Source organism: Winogradskyella flava, assembly GCF_014243395.1.
In the GTDB taxonomy this organism is placed as follows: Bacteria; Bacteroidota; Bacteroidia; order Flavobacteriales; family Flavobacteriaceae; genus Winogradskyella; species Winogradskyella flava.
In genome coordinates this window covers 1,069,746-1,088,716 of sequence record NZ_JACLCP010000001.1, presented here as the reverse complement: position 1 = coordinate 1,088,716, position 18,971 = coordinate 1,069,746, and the positions used below count along the sequence as shown (strand labels likewise).

Genomic DNA, 18,971 nt, shown 5'->3' with positions numbered 1-18,971 from the left:
TCACCATTAATACCACCTTTTCTTTGATAAATCTTGAATTTTTGAATTATCAATTTCACAAAAAATAACAAAAAAAAGAATCAACCCTAAAATTTTAAGGGGTAAAAATAAAATATTGATAAAAGTTAATTGTTATGCCCTATTTTTTAATGGGTATATATCAAAAAAGTATAGTTTTATACCCGAACTAACTATTTAAAAACTTTGGAACTTATGAAAAAAATTATGACGTTATCAATACTCTTTGTTGCATTTGGATTATATGCACAAGAGGAAGAAAAAGAAAAGAAACTCACGATAAGCGGAAGTGTTGATGCATACTTTCAAACATTTATCACATCACCAGATGATACACAGCCAACTTTTGGAACTGCTTTTGCAGACCAGACAGGATTTGCACTAGGTATGGGAAATCTTATTTTTAGTTATGAAGGGGAGAAAGTAGGTGCGGTATTAGATTTAGTAACCGGACCAAGAGGTGAAGGCGCTACCTTTAACTCTGACATTGTCGATGGTATTGTCAACCAAGCTTATGCCTACTGGAATGTATCTGAGAATACGACCTTAACTTTTGGTAGATGGAACACATTTTTAGGCTATGAAGTCATCGCTCCTGCCGCTAATTTTAACTACAGCACATCTTACCTATTTTCTAGTGGTCCATTTTCTCACCTCGGTTTAAAAGCTGATTTCGCTCTTTCGGACGATCTTAGCTTAATGTTAGCTATTACCAACCCTTGGGACACTAACGACACTTCTACTACTGGTGAGTATGCCTATGGTGCGCAATTAGGCTATAAAGACCAATACTTAAATTTATATTATGACAGTGGCAATAATGGAGGATTAGGATTTGAAATAGACTATACCGGAGGCTTTGATCTCTCTGAAGATTTCTTCTTAGGCATTAATGCGGCTTATAACGATAATGATGGCGAAGGTTTTTACGGCGCAGCACTATATCCCCAATATACAACATCCGAATCTTTCGCTATTGGCTTAAGAGGAGAATACTTTTCGTTACACGGAGATGGTGATGACCTACCGAGTGTTTTTGCTACCACTTTAACTGGAAGTTACACTGTAAATAATCTTATTATTAAACCAGAAATAAGATTAGATACCTGGAGTAATAACGAACCTTATTTAGATAATGATGGTGAAGCAACAGATAACTTAGCTGCATTTACTTTAGCTGCTATTTTTACTTTCTAACTAATACTAATAATAAATACAATGAAAAAAGTTGAAGCGATTATCAGAAAATCCAAATTTTCTGCAGTCAAGACAGCACTGCATGAAGTTGGTGTTAATTTTTTCTCTTACTGGGATGTCACAGGTCTTGGCAACGAAAAAGAGGGACATGTTTACAGAGGTGTTTCCTATAGTACGAGCGATATCCAAAGGCGCTACTTATCAATAGTAGTTAATGACGATTTCGAAGAAGTGACCATTAAAGCCATCCTAGATGCTGGTGCCACAGGAGATGTTGGTGATGGAAAAATATTCGTCTCGCACATTGAGGAAGTTTACAGAATACGAACAGGAGAAAAAGGAGGAAATACTTTAAAATAATCAACTATGGAATTACTAACTACAAATAACGTATGGATGATGATCTGTACAGCACTGGTTTTCTTTATGCACCTAGGTTTTGCATTTTTAGAAATCGGTTTGACACGTCAAAAAAATACAATTAACATATTATTCAAAAATATTTTTATCATTACGGTAGGTCTTTTATTGTATTGCCTAGTGGGATTCAACCTAATGTATCCTGGAGAGTTTAATGGCTTTTTAGGTTTTGCTGGATTCGGATTAGATTCTCCACTTACTGAAGCCGGAACATTAGATCTAGATTATAATGGAGGTTATACCTACTGGACAGATTTCTTGTTCCAAGGTATGTTTGCCGCTACAGCTGCAACCATTGTATCTGGAGCTGTCGCTGAACGCATGAAAATTGGTCCATTTATGATTTTTACGGTCATCTATGTTGGATTAATCTATCCAATTGCAGGTTCCTGGAAATGGGGAGGCGGTTTCTTAGACCAACTCGGATTTTATGATTTTGCAGGATCTACATTAGTGCATTCAGTAGGTGGATGGGCAGCTTTGATTGCAGTATGGTTACTAGGTTCGAGAATTGGTAAATTCAAAGATGGGAAACCTCAAGCCATACCTGGACATAATATACCTCTGGCAACGGCTGGAGTATTAATACTTTGGTTAGGATGGTTTGGTTTTAATGGAGGTTCTGTTTTATCTGCCGATCCTGGATTGACGTCATTGACATTAGTAACTACATGCTTGGCTGCAGCGGCAGGCGGTGTTGTTTCGGCTCTTGTTTCTGGTGTAATGTTTAAAAATCTGGATCTTACCATGTTTTTAAACGGTATCCTCGGAGGTTTAGTTGGCATTACAGCTGGTGCTGATGTCATGTCAGTAACTGATGCCATTATAATTGGGGCCATAGCTGGTGCGCTTATTGTTTTTGCTGTTAGTTTTATAGATAGATTAAGATTAGATGATCCTGTAGGCGCTATTGCCGTACATCTAGTTTGCGGTATTTGGGGAACACTGGCCGTTGGTATATTTGGATTTAGCGCCACCACTAATGATGCAGGTGAATTCTTAAACGCTAATGGCGAGGTGGTCGCCACGGTATCTGAAGCGGCTAACAGCTTATCGTTTTTACCTCAACTCTATGGCGTCTTAGCCTATGCTGCCATATGTATAGTATCATCATTTCTAATCATTTTTGTCCTTAAGAAAACCATTGGTATAAGAGTTTCTGAACGCGAAGAATTAGAAGGTCTTGATGCCCATGAGCATGGTATGGATGCCTATCCAGATTTTAGACTCAATGAGCATTAATATTGCTATGAATTTGACCTATTAGTTAAATCCTTTTGTTAGTAAAAAACCCTCTAAGTCTATTGCTTAGAGGGTTTTTGATTTATAGAATTTAAAATATATGCTTATGCCGAGTTACGACTTGCATTAATATTACCAAATAAAGAGCGTGTTACCATGCTTGCATAAACTTTCATTTCCTCATCGTCCGGTTTCACACCTGCTTTTTCAAGTTCTTGAATTTTCTTTAATGCATATTGCTGAATGGTCAGCAACGGTAAGACTATTGACTCCCTTACGGCAATAGATGCTTTACCCGCTGGTTCTTCTTCCATTAATTCCTTGTAACCAGTAAGTTTGAGTATAAGCCGTTTTGAAGTTTCATATTCGTTATAAATAATGGTCCAAAATTCGCCGTATTGAGGATCTTCGGACATATATCTCGTCAAATCAAAAAATGACTTTGATAATGACATCATACTATTCTCTATTAATGTTTTAAAGAAATCTGACGTATTGTAGAGATTTCTAACCTTGTCAAATTCCCCTGAATCCTCGTAGTGCTTTAAAGCCGTACCTACACCATAAAATCCAGGTACATTTTGCTTTAATTGACTCCAAGATCCCACGAAAGGAATAGCCCTTAAATCCTCGAATACTAAACCTTGAGCTTTTCCACGTTTAGATGGACGACTTCCAATATTTGTCTTGGCATAATACTTCAGCGTACTCATATGCTCCAAATATGAAATGAATTTTGGATGCGCCTTAAAATCTGAATAGGTTTTATAACTTCGTTCTGCCAAATCGGTCATTACCTCTCTGTTTTCTGAAGTCATGCTCAAATCCCTATCACTGATACTATTGTGAATACCAGAACTAATTAATTGTTCTAAGTTGTACTGGGAAGATTCTAAAGTTCCAAAATTAGAACTAATCGTTTGGCCTTGTATAGTCAATTGCACTTCTTTATCTTCAATCGTTGGACCAAGAGATGCATAGAAATTATGTGTCTTACCGCCTCCTCTAGCCGGTGGACCACCACGTCCATCAAAGAAAATAACCTTAATATCGAACTTTCTGGATACAGCTGTTAAAGCTTCTTTGGCTTTATAGATTGCCCAATTCGCCATTAAATAACCTCCATCCTTAGTACCATCGCTAAAACCTAGCATTATCGTCTGTTTATTACCACGAGATTTTAAATGCTTAGCATATTCAGGATTAGTGTATAACTCTTCCATAACTGCAGGCGCATTTTCCAAATCGGTAATTGTTTCAAACAAAGGTCCAATGTCTACAGTTAACTTATCATGAAACGCAACCAGTTTCAGCATTGCAAAAAGCTGCATAACATTTAGAGCTGTCTGGTTGTTGCTAATTATATATCTATTTGCCGCTTTCTCGCCATTAGTACCTTGAATAGTTCTAATAGCTTTCATGGTATTTAGCGCCTTTAAGGTTTCTTCATCTTTAATTAGTGATAAGTCAACTTCTCCTTTAATTTTAGACAACAATTTTACTTGCTCTTCGTCTGATAAATCGTGATAATTCTTAGGAAAAATATCACTTCCGCTCTCTAATAGAGCATCGACCATATCATTAAAAAACTGAGCATGCTTTCGACTATCTTGACGGATATCCAAGTTGGCAAAATGGAATCCGAATAAATGAACTTTATTCAATAAACTATTGACTTCAGATAAGTATAAAGACTGATGTTCTTTAATGAGTACGTTTTTGATCACCTCTAATTCAGAGGCAAAATTTTCTGCTGTTAAGTTCGAGTTTTGATTCGTAATAATTTTCCAAAGCTCAGTCTCTAAAACCACAATACGTTCTTCAACACCCTCAAATGTTAACTTTCGTCTTAATCGACGTGCATCCCTGTAATAATTTTTGATAACTGTTGCTCTTAGTCTTTTAGCAACATTGAGCGTAATCTCTGGCGTAACAAATGGGTTTCCGTCACGATCACCTCCTGGCCAAAATCCAATATTTATAATATCATTTTCAATCTGCTCACCATCAAATATATTTTGCTGAATGTAATCGTAAATAGTTCCAAAGGATTTATAAAATACATTTTCCAAATACCAGATTAGGCTTACGGCTTCATCATATGGAGATGGTTTCTTGTCCTTGAAGAATGGGGTTTTACCCAATTGCGCTAATAAATCAGTTATTTTAACCAAATCATTAGCTCGAATCGCTTCCGTTAAATCTGTAATAATACCTAACACTGAACCTGGATAAAATTGTGTTGGATGTGCTGTTAGCACAATACGAACTTTAAACTCTTCCAAGTACTGCCTTAAGGTGTCTATTTTTTTTTCCTTGGTAACAGACTCTTTTAAACTTCTGAGCGTACCGATACCATCCATATTATTGACAACTGGAAAAGCAGCATCTTCAATGGCATCAAACAACACCACCTGTCTCTCTATATATTGAATAAAACGAAACAACAAATCAATCTGACTCTGAGGTGATCGTCGTGCTTGATACTTTTTAAAGAAGGTTTCAACTATCGCTGTTGGGTCATTTTTATTGGCATATCCTTTCTCGCATGTTGCATGAAAAAGTGGCAATAAGGTACCTGTTCGTGTTATAGTATCAAAAGGCAATGTTACAAAGATGCTATTGTATATCTGATACTTTGATAATACGTTTTGATTGAATCTTGTAAGTTTTGGTTGTGTTGGCATTTAAATTATATGATTGTAGATTGCCCTAAATGGATGTTTGTGAAATTCATGTTCGTGTCATTAGGATTAAGAATAAAATCCTCAATAAATTCACCAACTCTACTTGTAGTTATATTATCGTATTTAGTATTGATATCTGGCGTAGTAATATCCAATTTTAAGGATTTCTCTACAGCCATTCTTATCAGTTTCGCCTCATTGAATAATTCAAAATGTTCTAATAACATTGCCGCAGACAAAATTGATGCTATGGGATTGGCAATGTCTTTTCCTGTAGCTTGAGGAAAAGAACCATGAATAGGTTCGAACATGGCATATTTATCACCAACTGATGCCGAAGCCAACAGCCCTATTGATCCTCCAATGACACTGGCTTCATCACTAATAATATCGCCGAACATATTTTCAGTTAAAACAACATCGAACTGTTTGGGGTTTAAAATCATCTGCATAGCCGCATTGTCCACAAACAAAAAGTCCAATTCGACATCTTTGTAATCTTTAGCAACTTCTGTAACTACTTTCCTCCAAAGCCTAGAACTCTCCAAAACATTTGCCTTATCGACCAACGTTACTTTACGCCTTCTATTTTGAGCTGCTTTAAAAGCTAAATGTGTTATACGTTCTATTTCTTCGCGTGAGTACATGCACAGATCAGAAGCTACATTTTCATCTTCACTTAAGTACTTTTCTCCAAAATAGATACCACCAGTTAATTCCCTGTAGATACTGATATCTGTTCCTTCAATAATATGCTTTTTCAATGGCGATTTGTCCAATAGGGTTTGATATGCTTTTACTGGTCTTATATTAGCATATAAACCAAGCTCTTTTCGTAGCTTTAGAAGACCTTGCTCTGGACGAACTTTCGCGGATGGATTATTATCATACTTCGGATGACCAATAGCCCCAAATAAAATAGCATCGCTAGTTTTACACAAACTCAAGGTGTCTTTGGGCAAAGGGTCATTACAATTATCAATGGCAACCGCACCTACATCGGCAGTTTTGAACTTAAAATTATGATTAAACTCTAGCGCAATAGCGTTTAAAGCTTTTATTGCTTGATTGGTCACTTCGGGACCAATACCATCTCCAGATAAAACTGCTATATTTAATTCCATCTACTCTATCAATATATTTTCTGAGCTTCAAAAGCTTCAATTAACTCTTTATTATTTATAAGATAATCAATGTCGTCATATCCATTGATCATACAGGTTTTTTTGTAAGCATCTATTTCGAAGTGCTCAGAAAGATCCGAATTTACTACGGAAATTGTTTGCTTTTGAAGATCCACTTCCAATACCGTCTGTGGATTGGACGCAATTCTCTGCATTAAGTCACTCAAAAACCTTTCTGAAACTTGAACGGGTAACAGTCCATTGTTTAATGCATTACCCTTAAAGATATCTGCAAAAAAACTGGATACCACAACTTTAAAGCCATAACCTACTATTGCCCAAGCCGCATGTTCCCTACTAGATCCACAACCAAAATTATTTCCAGCGACTAAAATACTGCCTGAATATTCTGGCTTGTTTAAAATAAATTCTGAATTTTCCTTACCATCTTTATTGTACCTCCAATCCCTAAAAACATTATCTCCAAATCCTTTTTTATCAGTAGCCTTTAAAAAGCGCGCTGGTATGATTTGATCTGTATCTACATTCTCAATATTTAAAGGAATGGCAGTCGATCGCAATGTCATAAACTTTTCCATTAATTTAAATGTTTTGTAATATCAATGATTTTACCTTCTACGGCAGTGGCGGCAGCGACCAGAGGACTTGCCAAAATTGTTCTCGACCCTTGACCTTGTCTACCTTCAAAATTCCTGTTAGAGGTTGACACGCAATATTCGCCTTGCGGAATTTTGTCATCGTTCATAGCCAAACAGGCTGAACAACCTGGTTGACGTAGTTCGAATCCTGCCTCATCAAAAACAGTTTTCAAACCTTCCTCTATTATTTGAGCTTCTACCTGTTTGCTTCCTGGCACCAACCAAGCCGTAACGTTATCCGCTTTCTTCTTTCCCTTTATAAAATCAGCCGCAACTCTAAAATCTTCAATTCTAGAATTCGTGCAGCTTCCGATAAAGACAAAGTTTATTGGTTTATTAATTAAGCTTTCTCCAGCTTCAAAATTCATATAAGCTAATGACTTTTTGAATGACGGATTGTCTTCAACAGGTATAGTTTCAGAAATTTTAATTCCCATACCAGGATTAGTGCCATAAGTGACCATTGGCTCTATATCTTCTGCATTAAAATGATATTCTTTATCAAACACAGCACCTTCGTCAGTTGGTAGTGTTTTCCAGTAGGCTACTTTCTCTTCAAAAGCTTCTCCCTTAGGCGCAAACTCTCGTCCTTTAACATATTCAAAGGTAGTTTCATCTGGTGCGATCATGCCGCCACGTGCTCCCATTTCGATACTCATGTTACAAACTGTCATACGACCCTCCATACTCATATCCTCAAACACATTCCCTGCATATTCGCAGAAATATCCTGTTCCAGAATTGGTACCGAGCTTTGAAATAATGTAAAGAATGACATCTTTAGGCAATACGCCTTTCTGGAGCTTTCCGTTAACATTGACTCTCAAACTCTTTGGCTTAGTCAATAATAAGCACTGACTTGCAAAAACTTGAGCTACCTGACTTGTGCCTATGCCAAATGCAATGGCTCCGAAAGCACCATGTGTTGAGGTGTGACTATCCCCACAGACCATGGTTATACCTGGTTGGGTCACTCCTAACTCTGGAGCCATTACATGCACAATACCATTATATTCATGTCCTAACTCAAATAATGTAATATTGTTTTTTTGGCAGTTTTCTGATAATTGTTCTAACTGTTTTCTGGACAACGCGTCCTTAACCGGTTGATCTTGATTCAATGTAGGCGTATTGTGGTCTGCAGTAGCCACAATTTGATCTGGCCTAAAAATAGGAATTCCGCGATCTTCTAATTCATTAAAAGCTTGCGGACTTGTAACTTCGTGGATCAAATGTTTATCTATATATAAAATCTGAGGGCCGTTTTCTATAGTGCTCACTACATGAGAATCCCAGACCTTATCAAACAATGTTCTTTTTGACATCTAAGCTGAAATTATTTGTTGATATACTTTACTGGTTTCGATAATTTGATGAATATCATTATCATCAATCTCTTTCTTTCTATCGGCAAACGTCAAAAAATTAGCATAAACATCGTCTAACTGAAGTTTCGTTAACTCATAACCTACCTTTTTAGCTCGATATGCCAAAGCTGCTCTTCCGCTTCTTGCAGTTAAAACGATAGCAGATTCAGTGACACCAACATCCTTGGGATCTATAATTTCATAAGTTTCCCTATTCTTAATTACACCATCTTGATGAATACCTGAGCTGTGCGCAAATGCATTGGCTCCAACAATGGCTTTGTTTGGTTGCGTATAAATACCCATACTATCACTTACCAATTGACTCATTCCATAGAGCATGGATGTATTTACGTTAGTATCTAAATTGAGATATGGATGCTGTTTTAACACCATGACAACTTCCTCTAATGCCGTATTACCTGCTCGTTCACCAATACCATTGATGGTACATTCAATTTGTCTAGCACCATTAATAACGCCTTCGATAGAATTTGCAGTAGCTAAGCCCAAATCGTTATGGCAATGACATGATAAAATGGCTTTTTCTATACCTTTTACATTTTCTTTTAAGTACTTAATTTTTGCACCATATTCACTCGGGAGACAATAGCCCGTAGTATCAGGAATATTTAAAACAGTAGCTCCAGCTTTTATTGCTACCTCACAAACTCTTGCCAAATATTCGTTATCCGTTCTACCTGCATCCTCTGCATAAAACTCTACATCTTCAACAAATGATTTTGCATATTTTACGGCGGCATAAGCCCGTTCAAGAATATCTTCTTTCGTAGTCTTAAACTTATGCTTAATGTGAGATTCCGACGTACCAATACCAGTATGTATTCTTGGTCTTTTTGCAAACCTTAATGCTTGGGAAGCCACCTTAATGTCATTTTCCACTGAACGTGTCAAACCACAAACTGTGGCATTTTTGACTATTTTTGAAATAGCCTCTACCGATTTAAAATCACCTGGACTCGATACCGGAAAACCTGCCTCGATAATATCTACACCTAGTGTATCCAATTGCTCAGCAATGAGAACTTTTTGCTTGGTATCTAGTTTGCAGCCTGGAACTTGCTCACCATCACGCAATGTTGTATCGAATATTTGAATAGTGTTATTTGACATTTAACAAAATAAAGATTAGTATTGTCTAACGAAGTTAGGTTTTCACATTCTTTACATCATTGCCTTTAATTATAGAATTACGATGTTCAACCTTAATTTTACATAATAATTAATTGATTTTCAGACTAATAAAATTATTTTCCCTTGATAACTAAGGACCAAAAAGACAACTTATTTTCGCTTGTTAAATCATTGACAAAATCCGAGAAAAGACAATTCAAGCTTTATGTTGGAAGGCTGGGCGTGAATACTGACTCTAAATTTTTAAACCTATTTAACTTACTGGACAAGGCGAAAACCTATAATGAAGCCTCAATTATAAAAAGTGGTATTGTAAAAAAACAACAACTTGCTAATGTAAAGGCCCATTTGTACAAGCAAATTCTTATAAGTTTAAAGTTAAATCCATCTCACCAGAACGTACGCTCACAGATAAGGGAACAGCTTGATTTTGCATCCATTTTATATCACAAAGGGCTTTACAAACAGAGTCTGAAAATCTTAGACAAAGCGAAAGAATTAGCCATTACCAATGAAGAAAAAAATCTCGCCTTTGAAATCGTTGAACTAGAGAAGATTATTGAATCTCAATATATAACCAGAAGTATTAGCACACGAGCTGATGAATTGGCAATACAAGCTCGTGATTTGAGTGCACAGAACCTTATAGCTAGCAAGCTTTCAAATTTGTCACTTCAACTCTATAGCATCATCCTTAAAACTGGTTATGTTAAAAATGAAGAAGAAGGAGCAATCGTCACGAAATATTTTAACGACAGACTTCCTAAAATCAAGAACAAAAAAATAGGATTTAGAGAAAAACTCTGGTATTACAAGGCACATTTATGGTATAATTTTTTACTTCAGGATTTTTTGAATTGCTATAGGTATGCCTCAAAATGGGTAGATCTTTTTTATCAAAATCCAAAAATGATCAATGTAAATCCCGTTTTCTTTTTAAAAGGCAACAACTATCTTTTAGAAGCCATTTACTTTATAAGAAACAAACCTAAATTTGTAAAGAAGCTTGCGGATTTGAAAGCCACAGTTGATAATTCTAAATTTATAAAAGACGAAAATGTATCAGCCTTAGTTTTTCTTTACACCAATTTCCATAGCATCAATCAATATTTTATAGATGGTAGTTTTGAAGATGGCTTAGCTCTTATCCCTCACATTGAAAAAGAACTTGTTTTATTTGAAAATCGTATAGACCCTCACCATCAAATGGTATTTTACTATAAATTTGCAAGTTTGCATTTTGGTGCTGGAAATAACAAGGCATGCATTCAATATTTAGATAAAATCATTTCAAACAAATCGCTATCCATGCGCGAAGATTTATTGTGTTTCTCTAGAGTCCTAAATCTTGTTGCACACTATGAAGCAGGATTAGATTACCATTTAGAGACACTTTTACGAAGTACCTACAAGTTTTTGATCAAAATGAATGACTTGCACGAAGTGCAGAAAGAAATGATAAAATTCATTCGTGGATTACAAGATATTTATCCACATGACTTAAAAAATGCTTTTAAAGACTTACTGGAAAGACTTAAGGTTTACGAAGACCACCCTTTCGAGCGACGCGCCTTTCTTTATCTAGACGTCATCTCGTGGCTAGAAAGCAAAATTGAAAACAAATCCGTTGGCGAAATCATAAAAACTAAGTATTTGACAAAATATGCGAACTAATTTTTCGGATTTCATAAAAAAAGCATAAAAATTAAAATAAATTTGGTTTTTAATTTTTTGTGATGCAATATTTGTATTCACAAAGTTCAAAAACTTACTGAAATGTTATCAAGAAAGGTGGAGGGAATAGACCCTATGAAGCCTTAGCAACCCTTAGATTTACTAAGTAGGTGCTAAATTCTACTTGAGTGCGCGAGTCATTTTTCGCAAATTCGGATAGATAACCAAAGACTAATTACCCATCTGTAATTAGCATTTTCTTTTTAACATTTTTCTATTAGGTACGCTTCTCACGAAGCTTATTTGGCTTTTGGTTTAATTTATTTTAACTCAAAAAACTTAGAAAAATGAGTACACAAAAATTTGCAACAAAAGCGTTGCACGCAGGACATGATGTCCAAAACAATGGAGGAACAAGAGCAGTCCCAATTTATCAATCGACGGCTTATGTCTTTAACGATTCTGACCATGCTGCCAATCTTTTTGCGTTGGCAGAAACTGGTAACATTTACACAAGAATCAACAACCCAACAAACGACGTTCTAGAACAGCGTTTAGCTGCTTTAGAGGGTGGTATTGCAGCTGTAGTTACCGCTTCTGGTACCTCAGCGATAGCGACGTCTTTATTGACATTGCTTAAAGCAGGTGATCATATTGTAGCGTCGAGCAGTTTGTATGGGGGTACTTACAATCTCTTGAGTGTTACCTTGCCTAGACATGGTATTACCACCACTTTTGTAGACCCCTCAAATCCAGAAAACTTTAATAAAGCAGCTCAGGAAAACACAAGAGCATTCTTTATTGAGTCTTTAGGAAATCCAAAACTAGACGTCCTAGACATTGAAGCTATTTCTAGAGAAGCGAAAGCTTATAAGGTACCGCTCATCGTAGATAATACAGTAGCTACGCCTTACCTGCTGAATCCTATTGAGCATGGTGCTAATATCGTCATCCACTCATTAACAAAATACATCAATGGCAATGGAACAGCACTAGGCGGCGTTATTATTGATGCTGGTACTTTTGACTGGACCAATGGAAAATTCCCAGAATTCACGGAACCTTCTGCCGGATATCATGGTTTAGTCTATAGCGAAGCATTAGAAGCGGCTGCCTTTATTGCTAAAGTCAGAATTGAAGGCCTTAGGGATTATGGAGGTGCATTGAGTCCGTTTAATGCATTCCAGATTATTCAAGGTCTAGAAACTTTAGAACTACGTATTAAAAAGCATAGTGAAAATGCCCTAAACTTGGCTAAATGGCTGCAAGAGCAGCCAGAAGTTAATTGGGTAAACTATCCTGGGTTGGAAACGAGTAAATACAAAGATCTCGCAAATAAATATTTACCAAATGGTCAAAGTGGTATCGTTACGTTTGGTGTTGATGGTGGCTATGATGCTGCAAAAACCATTGCAGATACCACTAAGTTATTTTCATTGTTAGCTAATATTGGGGATACCAAATCACTAATCATACATCCTGCAAGTACGACACATCAGCAATTGAGTGACGAAGCGCAAGAAAGCACAGGGGTAACAAAAGATTTAATTCGTCTTTCCGTAGGAATTGAAAACATTGAAGATTTAAAAGCCGATTTAAAAGAAGCCTTTGCTGTTGTTAGACAGCAGAAAGCAGTTCAAAATTAGCCTTTAAACATGTTGTTTAGTAAAACAGGTGTCTTTTTTACAGGAGGCATCTGTTTATAATCTTCAAATAAAAAAACAGAAAGATGAGTAATTTAACATTTAGTGTTTCAGGAGAAAGTTCTTCTGAAACAAAATTCATAGGAAGCACAAGGCAATTCACATTAACTGTGGATGAGCCTGAAGCGTTGGGCGGCACAGATGATTATCCTAATCCTGTTGAGTACATTCTTGCAGGTTTTGCGGGATGTATTAATGTTGTAGGACATACTGTGGCAAAGGAATTAGGCTTTAAGATAAATAGCCTAAAAATTGAAGTCAATGGTGAGTTGAATCCAAATCGTTTCTTGGGAACGTCAAACAAAGAGCGAGCAGGATTTCAAAACATTAAACTACATCTAATTCCAGATACCGATGCCAGTATTGAGACTTTGACCCAATGGTTGCAAATTGTTGAAGATCGTTGCCCAGTAAGAGACAACCTTCAAAACAATACACCAGTCTCTATCGCTGTAGAGAAAGAGTATAGAACCTTATGATTTATTAAAATGAGTAATTTAAAGCACATTACCATTTCAGATTATAAAACCAAAACTGGTAGGACAAACGATATTTCGTTGTCCTACCAAACCTTTGGCGTTGCTCTTGGCGAAGCACCTATAATTTTAGTGATACACGCACTTACAGGCAATTCAACTATAATTGGAGAGCATGGCTGGTGGAATGATTTAATTGGCGATAATAAGTGTATAGACACCAATGACTATACGATCCTCGCTTTTAATATTCCTGGAAATGGCTTCGACAATAACAGTGACCATTTAATAAAAAATTACAAGGACTTTAGCGCTAGAGATATCGCCAAAATATTTTCATTAGGATTAACGGAGTTAAAGATTGATGCTCTTTATGCTGCTATTGGTGGCTCTGTAGGAGGAGGTCTTGCATGGGAATTGGCTGCGTTGCGACCAAATTTAATCGAGCACTTGATTCCTATTGCAACCGATTGGAAATCCACGGACTGGTTAATTGCCAATTGCCATATTCAAGATTCAATTTTAAACCACTCGAAAAATGCCTTAGCTGATGCCAGAATGCATGCTATGACCTTGTATCGAACTCCAGAATCCTTGACTCAAAAGTTTGGGAGAACAAAAAAGGATACAACGCTTTTTAATATTGAATCGTGGTTAAACTATCATGGTGAGACCTTGACCAATCGTTTCAATATATCGGCATATAAAATGATGAATCAAGTTTTGAGAACAATTGATATTACCGCAGACCGAGGTGATTTTTTGGAAGTCGCCACCAAGATATCGTCGTCCATACATCTAGTAACTATTAATTCGGATTTATTTTTCAAACCCGAAGAAAACTGGAATACATATGTGGAATTAAAGAGTGTGAAAGACAATGTTACCATTTATGAAATTAAATCCATCCATGGTCATGACGCTTTTTTAATAGAATTTGATCAATTGGCAAGGTTCTTGAAACCGATCTTTAAAGTTAACTGTGATGCATTTGTTCCCATATCCAAGTATTGCGCCTAAGTTAATGTGCTATTAATCTTGAAAAGCCCAGTTCTATTGAACCGGGCTTTTTTTTAGTGATATCCTAGTATTCTATAATATTCCGTATTTTAGAAGTATGAAGCCGTCCTATATCGATCTACATTGCCACCCCTCCTTAAAGCCCTACGGAAAGAGTTTTAAGTATAAGCCACAAAAACAAAATAGATTGAATAGTGGTAGGAAAAATTCGATATGGCATTATAGTCCTCCCAATTTTTTAGAGCGTCAAGTCAGTAGATTACTAACCTTAACTAAATTCACACAAACTGATATGACTACTTTGGCAAAAGCCAACTGCAATGTTGTGGTAATATCACTTTATCCTTTTGAAAAGCATTTTTTAAAAGAAAAGATGTTAGGCTTTAAGTTCATTCCAGACATATTAGTAAATCTAGCGGCAGGAGTTAGCCAAAAACGCATTGATAATCTTCGAAATCATAGTAGCTATTTTCAGGATTTAAAAGATGAATACAACTATTATTTACAGCTAGATAATAGAGCTCAAATTATTGATGATATTACTTTCACTTACCGACTCGTCAACTCGTATACAGATATCAGAAATAACATTAACACCTCTTCGAATGACAGAAGAATAATCAGCTTGGTTAATTCCATTGAGGGTGCACATGCTTTTGAAACAGGTTTGGACAGGGATAAAAACATAGCGGATGAGGCTAGTGTTCTGCGAAATATAGAAACTGTTAAAAACTGGGAACACAAACCTTTTTTCGTCACATTAGCGCATCATTTTTATAACGAAATATGCGGTCATGCCAGAAGTATTAGTATTGGATTGATAAAAAAACAGCAAAGCCGAGGATTGGATGTCGATATTTCAGAACTAGGCTTTAAGGTCATAGATAAGTTACTGGATAATTCTGATGGTAGGCGCATACTTATAGATGTAAAACACATGAGTACAGCCTCTCGAAAAACTTATTATAACCTGTTGGAAACCAAATATGCCAATGAAAATATTCCAATTATAGTAAGCCATGGCGCTTTAAATGGCAAGCGTTCTATTGTGGAATGGAATGTTTCAGATTCAAAACTAAGCAGGGAATTTAATGATACAGATATTAACTTCTACGATTCTGAAATTCTGAGGATAGCAAAATCAAAAGGAATTTTCGGACTACAATTGGATGAAAGACGTATTGGTAGCAAACGCGCTATCAGAAACTCTAGAATTTATTGGCCAAGTAAAGAGCGACGCTATGGAAACAAAACAGAATTAATCTGGAATCAGATGCAGCATATTGCAGAACTTCTAGATAAAAATGGACTTTTTTGTTGGGAAACAGTCGCTATTGGCTCTGATTTCGATGGTATCGTGAATCCTATCAAAGGTCTTTGGACGGCCGAGAACATTAATGATGTGAAACCTTATCTGATAGAGAAAGCTGAGAACTATTTAAAAGAAAATGGTTCGAACCTACAAATTCAAAATCAGATTTCTGCTTCAGAAATTATAGATAGACTACTAGTTAAAAATATAGACGAATTTTTGAAAAGTAATTTCAAATAATACCAATAGAAATACTTCGACATCCTTAACAAACAATGGCACATCGATTAAAATAAAAAAAGGAGTCCCTTAAAACTCCTTTTTTTTCATTAATCAACTATTAAAAACTAAACTAATATTCTTATTTACAATTACAATATCTTATGTCTACATTTTTGTTATCCACGACTTCACCTTTCTCACAATAGCCTATAGCCGACAAAGTATTTAAGGCCGTGGATAGTTTGTGCGGACTAGTAAAATTAAACGTTACAATTGAGTCCTTTGGGTATAATCTAATGTTCTTTATTGCCTCAATTTCTTGAAGTGCCTTTTTAATATCTATTGAGCAAAAATCACAAAAGCTTTGTTGTACCTCTATTCTGGCGTTTGAAATTATTTGTTCTTTTAAATTCATTAAAATACTCTCGACAAATTAAATCCAAAGAAAATATTACCATCGCTCCAGTCACCTGTACCTTGTCCCAAGAACCCATTAGTATTCATCGGTTGCGCATTGGTAAAATGCAACTGAAATACATGTCCTCCTGTTTCAATATCCACACCAATAGAAAGTGGATTTACAAATGGAGAACTTTCTGCTCTGTTTAAGTGCAATCCATAATCAAAATTAAAAGATAGACGCTTTGTCAATTTATGTCTCCCTCCAAAACCAATAACGTATTGGGAATTATGCTGTTCGTCCACATCTACATAATTATCATGAAAAAATGTAGGCATTAATTGTAATGAGAAGTTCTCGTTAAACTTTTTGGAGATCAATAACTGCGTAGTATAACCCAATCTATTCTTAAACTCCAAACCAGGTAGTATATCCTCATCCAAAGATGTATTAATTAAAATATTACTAGAGCTAACGATAGTAAATGGCGAACCTCCTTTTTTCTCTCTTAATAATCTTATCTTTAAAGAAGACTCATAAATTTGCCTAAACGAACTTCTTGACACACCTATATTAATAGCATCCGTAATCCCATAAAGTAAATTTAGTCGAGTTACCGCCTGATCCAGTCCAAAGAAATCTTTGAAACCTGTTTCTATAGAACCAAATCTATGCGACACCACAAAATAGAGCTCTTTCTTGGATATCATTTTGGTGGATTCAAAGTTCACAATTTTTAATCCTTTAAAAGCAGCGCTTTTATAGTCTTCCTCTACAGTAACATCTATTTCAGAGAACAAATCGTCTTGTGAAAAAACCAATGTTGGAATTACAAAAATTAATAGATATATGTATTTCATTATTACTTATTTATTACTGTTGCTTGATCAATTTTTACCATTTCCAGTAACTCATCATAGCCCACACATCTTCCTTTAATGGTCAATGCAGTACCATTTGTTAATTTCGGAGTTTCTCCAATATTAAAACCTACCTGAATTTGATTATTTAAGACAATGGCATTGTCTTCAATTGCACTTACAGAGCCTTTTATTTCTATTACTTTATCTAGATATTTGGTCGTAGCTACAGCTTCATCTTTTTGAAAATCATTAAATAAATTTACAGCTGATAATACCACAGTAGCCTCTTCATTGGCAATATCTCTATGCTTACTATTAAAGGTATAATCATAAACAAAAAAGGCCACTAGGATAAGGACGAAAATAGATAGTAATGCTATTATTTTTTTTCTTTTCATTTTTGACTGAGATTAAAATCTACTGTAACAATTATTTCTTTCGCTATTTTATTTTTTACGACACTTGGAATCTCAATATCAAAATCAGCAGGAGTCACCTTAAATGACCCCTGAATGATTATTGACCCCTCAAACTTTTTAACTATTAAAGTTGTGCTTACTTCTTTTTCTTTTCCACGTAATTCTATTTTCCCATTTACAATTACTTCGGTATTATTTTCAGTTATTTTCGAGAAATCAAAATCTTTTAATTTGCCTTTAAAAGTGGCTTTCGGATAAGTCTCAGATTCAATATAATTCTCGTTAAAATGCTCTTCCATTAAAGAATTTTTGAACCTAAACCCTTTCATAAGCGCTAGGGCAGCTATTTCGCCTGTTTCAGAATTAAATATTGCCGTTACTGAAGCATTAGTTGCCTTTACAGGTTCAAAAAGTTCTTCCGAAGCCTCAAAAGTGATCTTTCCCTTTTTATCGATGTATTTGCCTTGAGCGCTCAATAAACTTGACGCACTAAGCAATACAATTAAGGACAATACGAATTGCTTAATATTTTTTTTCATAATCTTCATATCAATTATTTTAATCTAAATGTTATCAATTTTCTAGTTTTCCATCATCAATCCACTGCTCCATAATATCTATAGTAGACTGAGGCAATCGTCCTGAAGGTGGCATTGCCCCTGGCGCTCCACTTTGCCGACTCATTCTATTTAAAATATCATTTGCTCTCTGATTGACCTGATCATAAGTTACCCAAGGAACTGGCGCACCGTTTACTGGAGGATCAGAATGACAACCAATACAAGCACTTTGGATTATTGCTTCGACATTATCGACATAAGTAACTATGATATCGGGATCAATAGGATCAACGGCATCTATTAAGTCACTTTCACTATCGTAACTGCAACTATATATACAAATCGCAAATAATGCTGTTATAATTAATTTACCTGCTTTCATTTTTGTTTTTTAAAAATTTTGACAATGCTACAAGCTTAAATACTTGCGTATAAATCTAGAGACAAATATAA

At 35.6% G+C, this 18,971-nt stretch carries 18 protein-coding genes and 1 riboswitch; of the genes, 8 read left to right on the top strand and 10 right to left on the bottom strand.

Annotation, left to right across the window (positions count from 1 at the left end; translation table 11 throughout):
- Positions 1-213 precede the first annotated feature (213 nt).
- From H7F21_RS04835 to H7F21_RS04825, 3 genes are read left to right on the top strand one after another with little or no spacing between them, the layout of a single operon-like run.
- Entirely contained in the window at positions 214-1,215 is a 1,002-nt protein-coding gene (locus H7F21_RS04835) for an outer membrane beta-barrel protein (protein ID WP_185788082.1), read from the top strand.
- A gap of 21 nt (positions 1,216-1,236) precedes the next feature.
- On the top strand, positions 1,237-1,575 hold the full coding sequence (locus tag H7F21_RS04830) for a P-II family nitrogen regulator (RefSeq protein ID WP_185788081.1): 339 nt from the start codon (positions 1,237-1,239) through the stop codon (positions 1,573-1,575).
- Positions 1,576-1,581: 6 nt separating this feature from the next.
- Positions 1,582-2,877: an ammonium transporter gene (locus H7F21_RS04825; protein ID WP_185788080.1), complete on the top strand. Its 1,296-nt coding sequence runs from the start codon at positions 1,582-1,584 to the stop codon at positions 2,875-2,877.
- A gap of 104 nt (positions 2,878-2,981) precedes the next feature.
- On the opposite strand, the gene H7F21_RS04820 is transcribed toward H7F21_RS04825, so the two are convergent.
- The 5 genes from H7F21_RS04820 to H7F21_RS04800 are packed head-to-tail and all read right to left on the bottom strand — an operon-like array spanning position 2,982 to position 9,848.
- The gene (locus H7F21_RS04820; protein WP_185788079.1) at positions 2,982-5,564 is read right to left on the bottom strand and encodes a phosphoenolpyruvate carboxylase; all 2,583 of its coding nucleotides are present in this window, start codon (positions 5,562-5,564) and stop codon (positions 2,982-2,984) included.
- A gap of 5 nt (positions 5,565-5,569) precedes the next feature.
- Positions 5,570-6,688 (bottom strand): 3-isopropylmalate dehydrogenase, encoded by a 1,119-nt coding sequence (leuB, locus tag H7F21_RS04815; protein ID WP_185788078.1) that lies wholly within the window; start codon positions 6,686-6,688, stop codon positions 5,570-5,572.
- Positions 6,689-6,696: 8 nt separating this feature from the next.
- Positions 6,697-7,287: a 3-isopropylmalate dehydratase small subunit gene (gene leuD, locus H7F21_RS04810; RefSeq protein ID WP_185788077.1), complete on the bottom strand. Its 591-nt coding sequence runs from the start codon at positions 7,285-7,287 to the stop codon at positions 6,697-6,699.
- The gene (leuC, locus tag H7F21_RS04805) at positions 7,287-8,672 is read right to left on the bottom strand and encodes a 3-isopropylmalate dehydratase large subunit (protein WP_185788076.1); all 1,386 of its coding nucleotides are present in this window, start codon (positions 8,670-8,672) and stop codon (positions 7,287-7,289) included. The genes leuD and leuC overlap by 1 nt, the downstream gene beginning before the upstream one ends.
- The gene (locus H7F21_RS04800) at positions 8,673-9,848 is read right to left on the bottom strand and encodes a 2-isopropylmalate synthase (protein ID WP_185788075.1); all 1,176 of its coding nucleotides are present in this window, start codon (positions 9,846-9,848) and stop codon (positions 8,673-8,675) included. It lies immediately after the preceding gene.
- A gap of 147 nt (positions 9,849-9,995) precedes the next feature.
- Between H7F21_RS04800 and H7F21_RS04795 the strand changes: the two genes are divergently transcribed.
- From H7F21_RS04795 to H7F21_RS04775, 5 genes are all read left to right on the top strand, one after another.
- Positions 9,996-11,543 (top strand): hypothetical protein, encoded by a 1,548-nt coding sequence (locus H7F21_RS04795; protein ID WP_185788562.1) that lies wholly within the window; start codon positions 9,996-9,998, stop codon positions 11,541-11,543.
- 102 nt (positions 11,544-11,645) lie between these two features.
- Positions 11,646-11,770, top strand: a riboswitch (SAM riboswitch).
- Positions 11,771-11,890: 120 nt separating this feature from the next.
- Positions 11,891-13,189 carry an O-acetylhomoserine aminocarboxypropyltransferase/cysteine synthase family protein gene (locus H7F21_RS04790; RefSeq protein ID WP_185788074.1) on the top strand — a complete coding sequence of 433 codons (1,299 nt, stop codon included), beginning with the start codon at positions 11,891-11,893 and terminating at the stop codon, positions 13,187-13,189.
- Between the two features lie 83 nt (positions 13,190-13,272).
- A complete protein-coding gene (locus tag H7F21_RS04785) occupies positions 13,273-13,725 on the top strand; it encodes an OsmC family protein (protein WP_185788073.1) in 453 nt (150 codons plus the stop codon).
- 9 nt (positions 13,726-13,734) lie between these two features.
- Positions 13,735-14,742 carry an alpha/beta fold hydrolase gene (locus H7F21_RS04780; protein WP_185788072.1) on the top strand — a complete coding sequence of 336 codons (1,008 nt, stop codon included), beginning with the start codon at positions 13,735-13,737 and terminating at the stop codon, positions 14,740-14,742.
- 97 nt (positions 14,743-14,839) lie between these two features.
- Entirely contained in the window at positions 14,840-16,294 is a 1,455-nt protein-coding gene (locus H7F21_RS04775) for a membrane dipeptidase (RefSeq protein WP_185788071.1), read from the top strand.
- A gap of 121 nt (positions 16,295-16,415) precedes the next feature.
- Here the strand turns inward: H7F21_RS04775 and H7F21_RS04770 are convergent, their stop codons facing one another.
- From H7F21_RS04770 to H7F21_RS04750, 5 genes are read right to left on the bottom strand one after another with little or no spacing between them, the layout of a single operon-like run.
- A complete protein-coding gene (locus H7F21_RS04770; protein ID WP_185788070.1) occupies positions 16,416-16,691 on the bottom strand; it encodes a cation transporter in 276 nt (91 codons plus the stop codon).
- A complete protein-coding gene (locus H7F21_RS04765) occupies positions 16,691-17,536 on the bottom strand; it encodes a DUF5777 family beta-barrel protein (RefSeq protein WP_185788069.1) in 846 nt (281 codons plus the stop codon). Before H7F21_RS04765 ends, H7F21_RS04770 begins: the two co-directional genes overlap by 1 nt.
- Positions 17,537-17,538: 2 nt before the next feature.
- Positions 17,539-17,937 (bottom strand): OB-fold protein, encoded by a 399-nt coding sequence (locus H7F21_RS04760; protein ID WP_185788068.1) that lies wholly within the window; start codon positions 17,935-17,937, stop codon positions 17,539-17,541.
- Positions 17,934-18,497 (bottom strand): YceI family protein, encoded by a 564-nt coding sequence (locus H7F21_RS04755; protein WP_185788067.1) that lies wholly within the window; start codon positions 18,495-18,497, stop codon positions 17,934-17,936. Before H7F21_RS04755 ends, H7F21_RS04760 begins: the two co-directional genes overlap by 4 nt.
- A gap of 34 nt (positions 18,498-18,531) precedes the next feature.
- Positions 18,532-18,900: a hypothetical protein gene (locus tag H7F21_RS04750; protein WP_185788066.1), complete on the bottom strand. Its 369-nt coding sequence runs from the start codon at positions 18,898-18,900 to the stop codon at positions 18,532-18,534.
- Positions 18,901-18,971 lie beyond the last annotated feature (71 nt).

What these genes read in the sequence shown, in the direction of transcription:
- H7F21_RS04835 (WP_185788082.1), top strand. Translation starts at nt 214, where the DNA reads ATGAAAAAAATTATGACGTTATCAATACTCTTTGTTGCATTTGGATTA.
- H7F21_RS04830 (WP_185788081.1), top strand. Translation starts at nt 1,237, where the DNA reads ATGAAAAAAGTTGAAGCGATTATCAGAAAATCCAAATTTTCTGCAGTC.
- H7F21_RS04825 (WP_185788080.1), top strand. Translation starts at nt 1,582, where the DNA reads ATGGAATTACTAACTACAAATAACGTATGGATGATGATCTGTACAGCA.
- H7F21_RS04820 (WP_185788079.1), bottom strand. Translation starts at nt 5,564, where the DNA reads ATGCCAACACAACCAAAACTTACAAGATTCAATCAAAACGTATTATCA.
- leuB (WP_185788078.1), bottom strand. Translation starts at nt 6,688, where the DNA reads ATGGAATTAAATATAGCAGTTTTATCTGGAGATGGTATTGGTCCCGAA.
- leuD (WP_185788077.1), bottom strand. Translation starts at nt 7,287, where the DNA reads ATGGAAAAGTTTATGACATTGCGATCGACTGCCATTCCTTTAAATATT.
- leuC (WP_185788076.1), bottom strand. Translation starts at nt 8,672, where the DNA reads ATGTCAAAAAGAACATTGTTTGATAAGGTCTGGGATTCTCATGTAGTG.
- H7F21_RS04800 (WP_185788075.1), bottom strand. Translation starts at nt 9,848, where the DNA reads ATGTCAAATAACACTATTCAAATATTCGATACAACATTGCGTGATGGT.
- H7F21_RS04790 (WP_185788074.1), top strand. Translation starts at nt 11,891, where the DNA reads ATGAGTACACAAAAATTTGCAACAAAAGCGTTGCACGCAGGACATGAT.
- H7F21_RS04785 (WP_185788073.1), top strand. Translation starts at nt 13,273, where the DNA reads ATGAGTAATTTAACATTTAGTGTTTCAGGAGAAAGTTCTTCTGAAACA.
- H7F21_RS04780 (WP_185788072.1), top strand. Translation starts at nt 13,735, where the DNA reads ATGAGTAATTTAAAGCACATTACCATTTCAGATTATAAAACCAAAACT.
- H7F21_RS04775 (WP_185788071.1), top strand. Translation starts at nt 14,840, where the DNA reads ATGAAGCCGTCCTATATCGATCTACATTGCCACCCCTCCTTAAAGCCC.
- H7F21_RS04770 (WP_185788070.1), bottom strand. Translation starts at nt 16,691, where the DNA reads ATGAATTTAAAAGAACAAATAATTTCAAACGCCAGAATAGAGGTACAA.
- H7F21_RS04765 (WP_185788069.1), bottom strand. Translation starts at nt 17,536, where the DNA reads ATGAAATACATATATCTATTAATTTTTGTAATTCCAACATTGGTTTTT.
- H7F21_RS04760 (WP_185788068.1), bottom strand. Translation starts at nt 17,937, where the DNA reads ATGAAAAGAAAAAAAATAATAGCATTACTATCTATTTTCGTCCTTATC.
- H7F21_RS04755 (WP_185788067.1), bottom strand. Translation starts at nt 18,497, where the DNA reads ATGAAAAAAAATATTAAGCAATTCGTATTGTCCTTAATTGTATTGCTT.
- H7F21_RS04750 (WP_185788066.1), bottom strand. Translation starts at nt 18,900, where the DNA reads ATGAAAGCAGGTAAATTAATTATAACAGCATTATTTGCGATTTGTATA.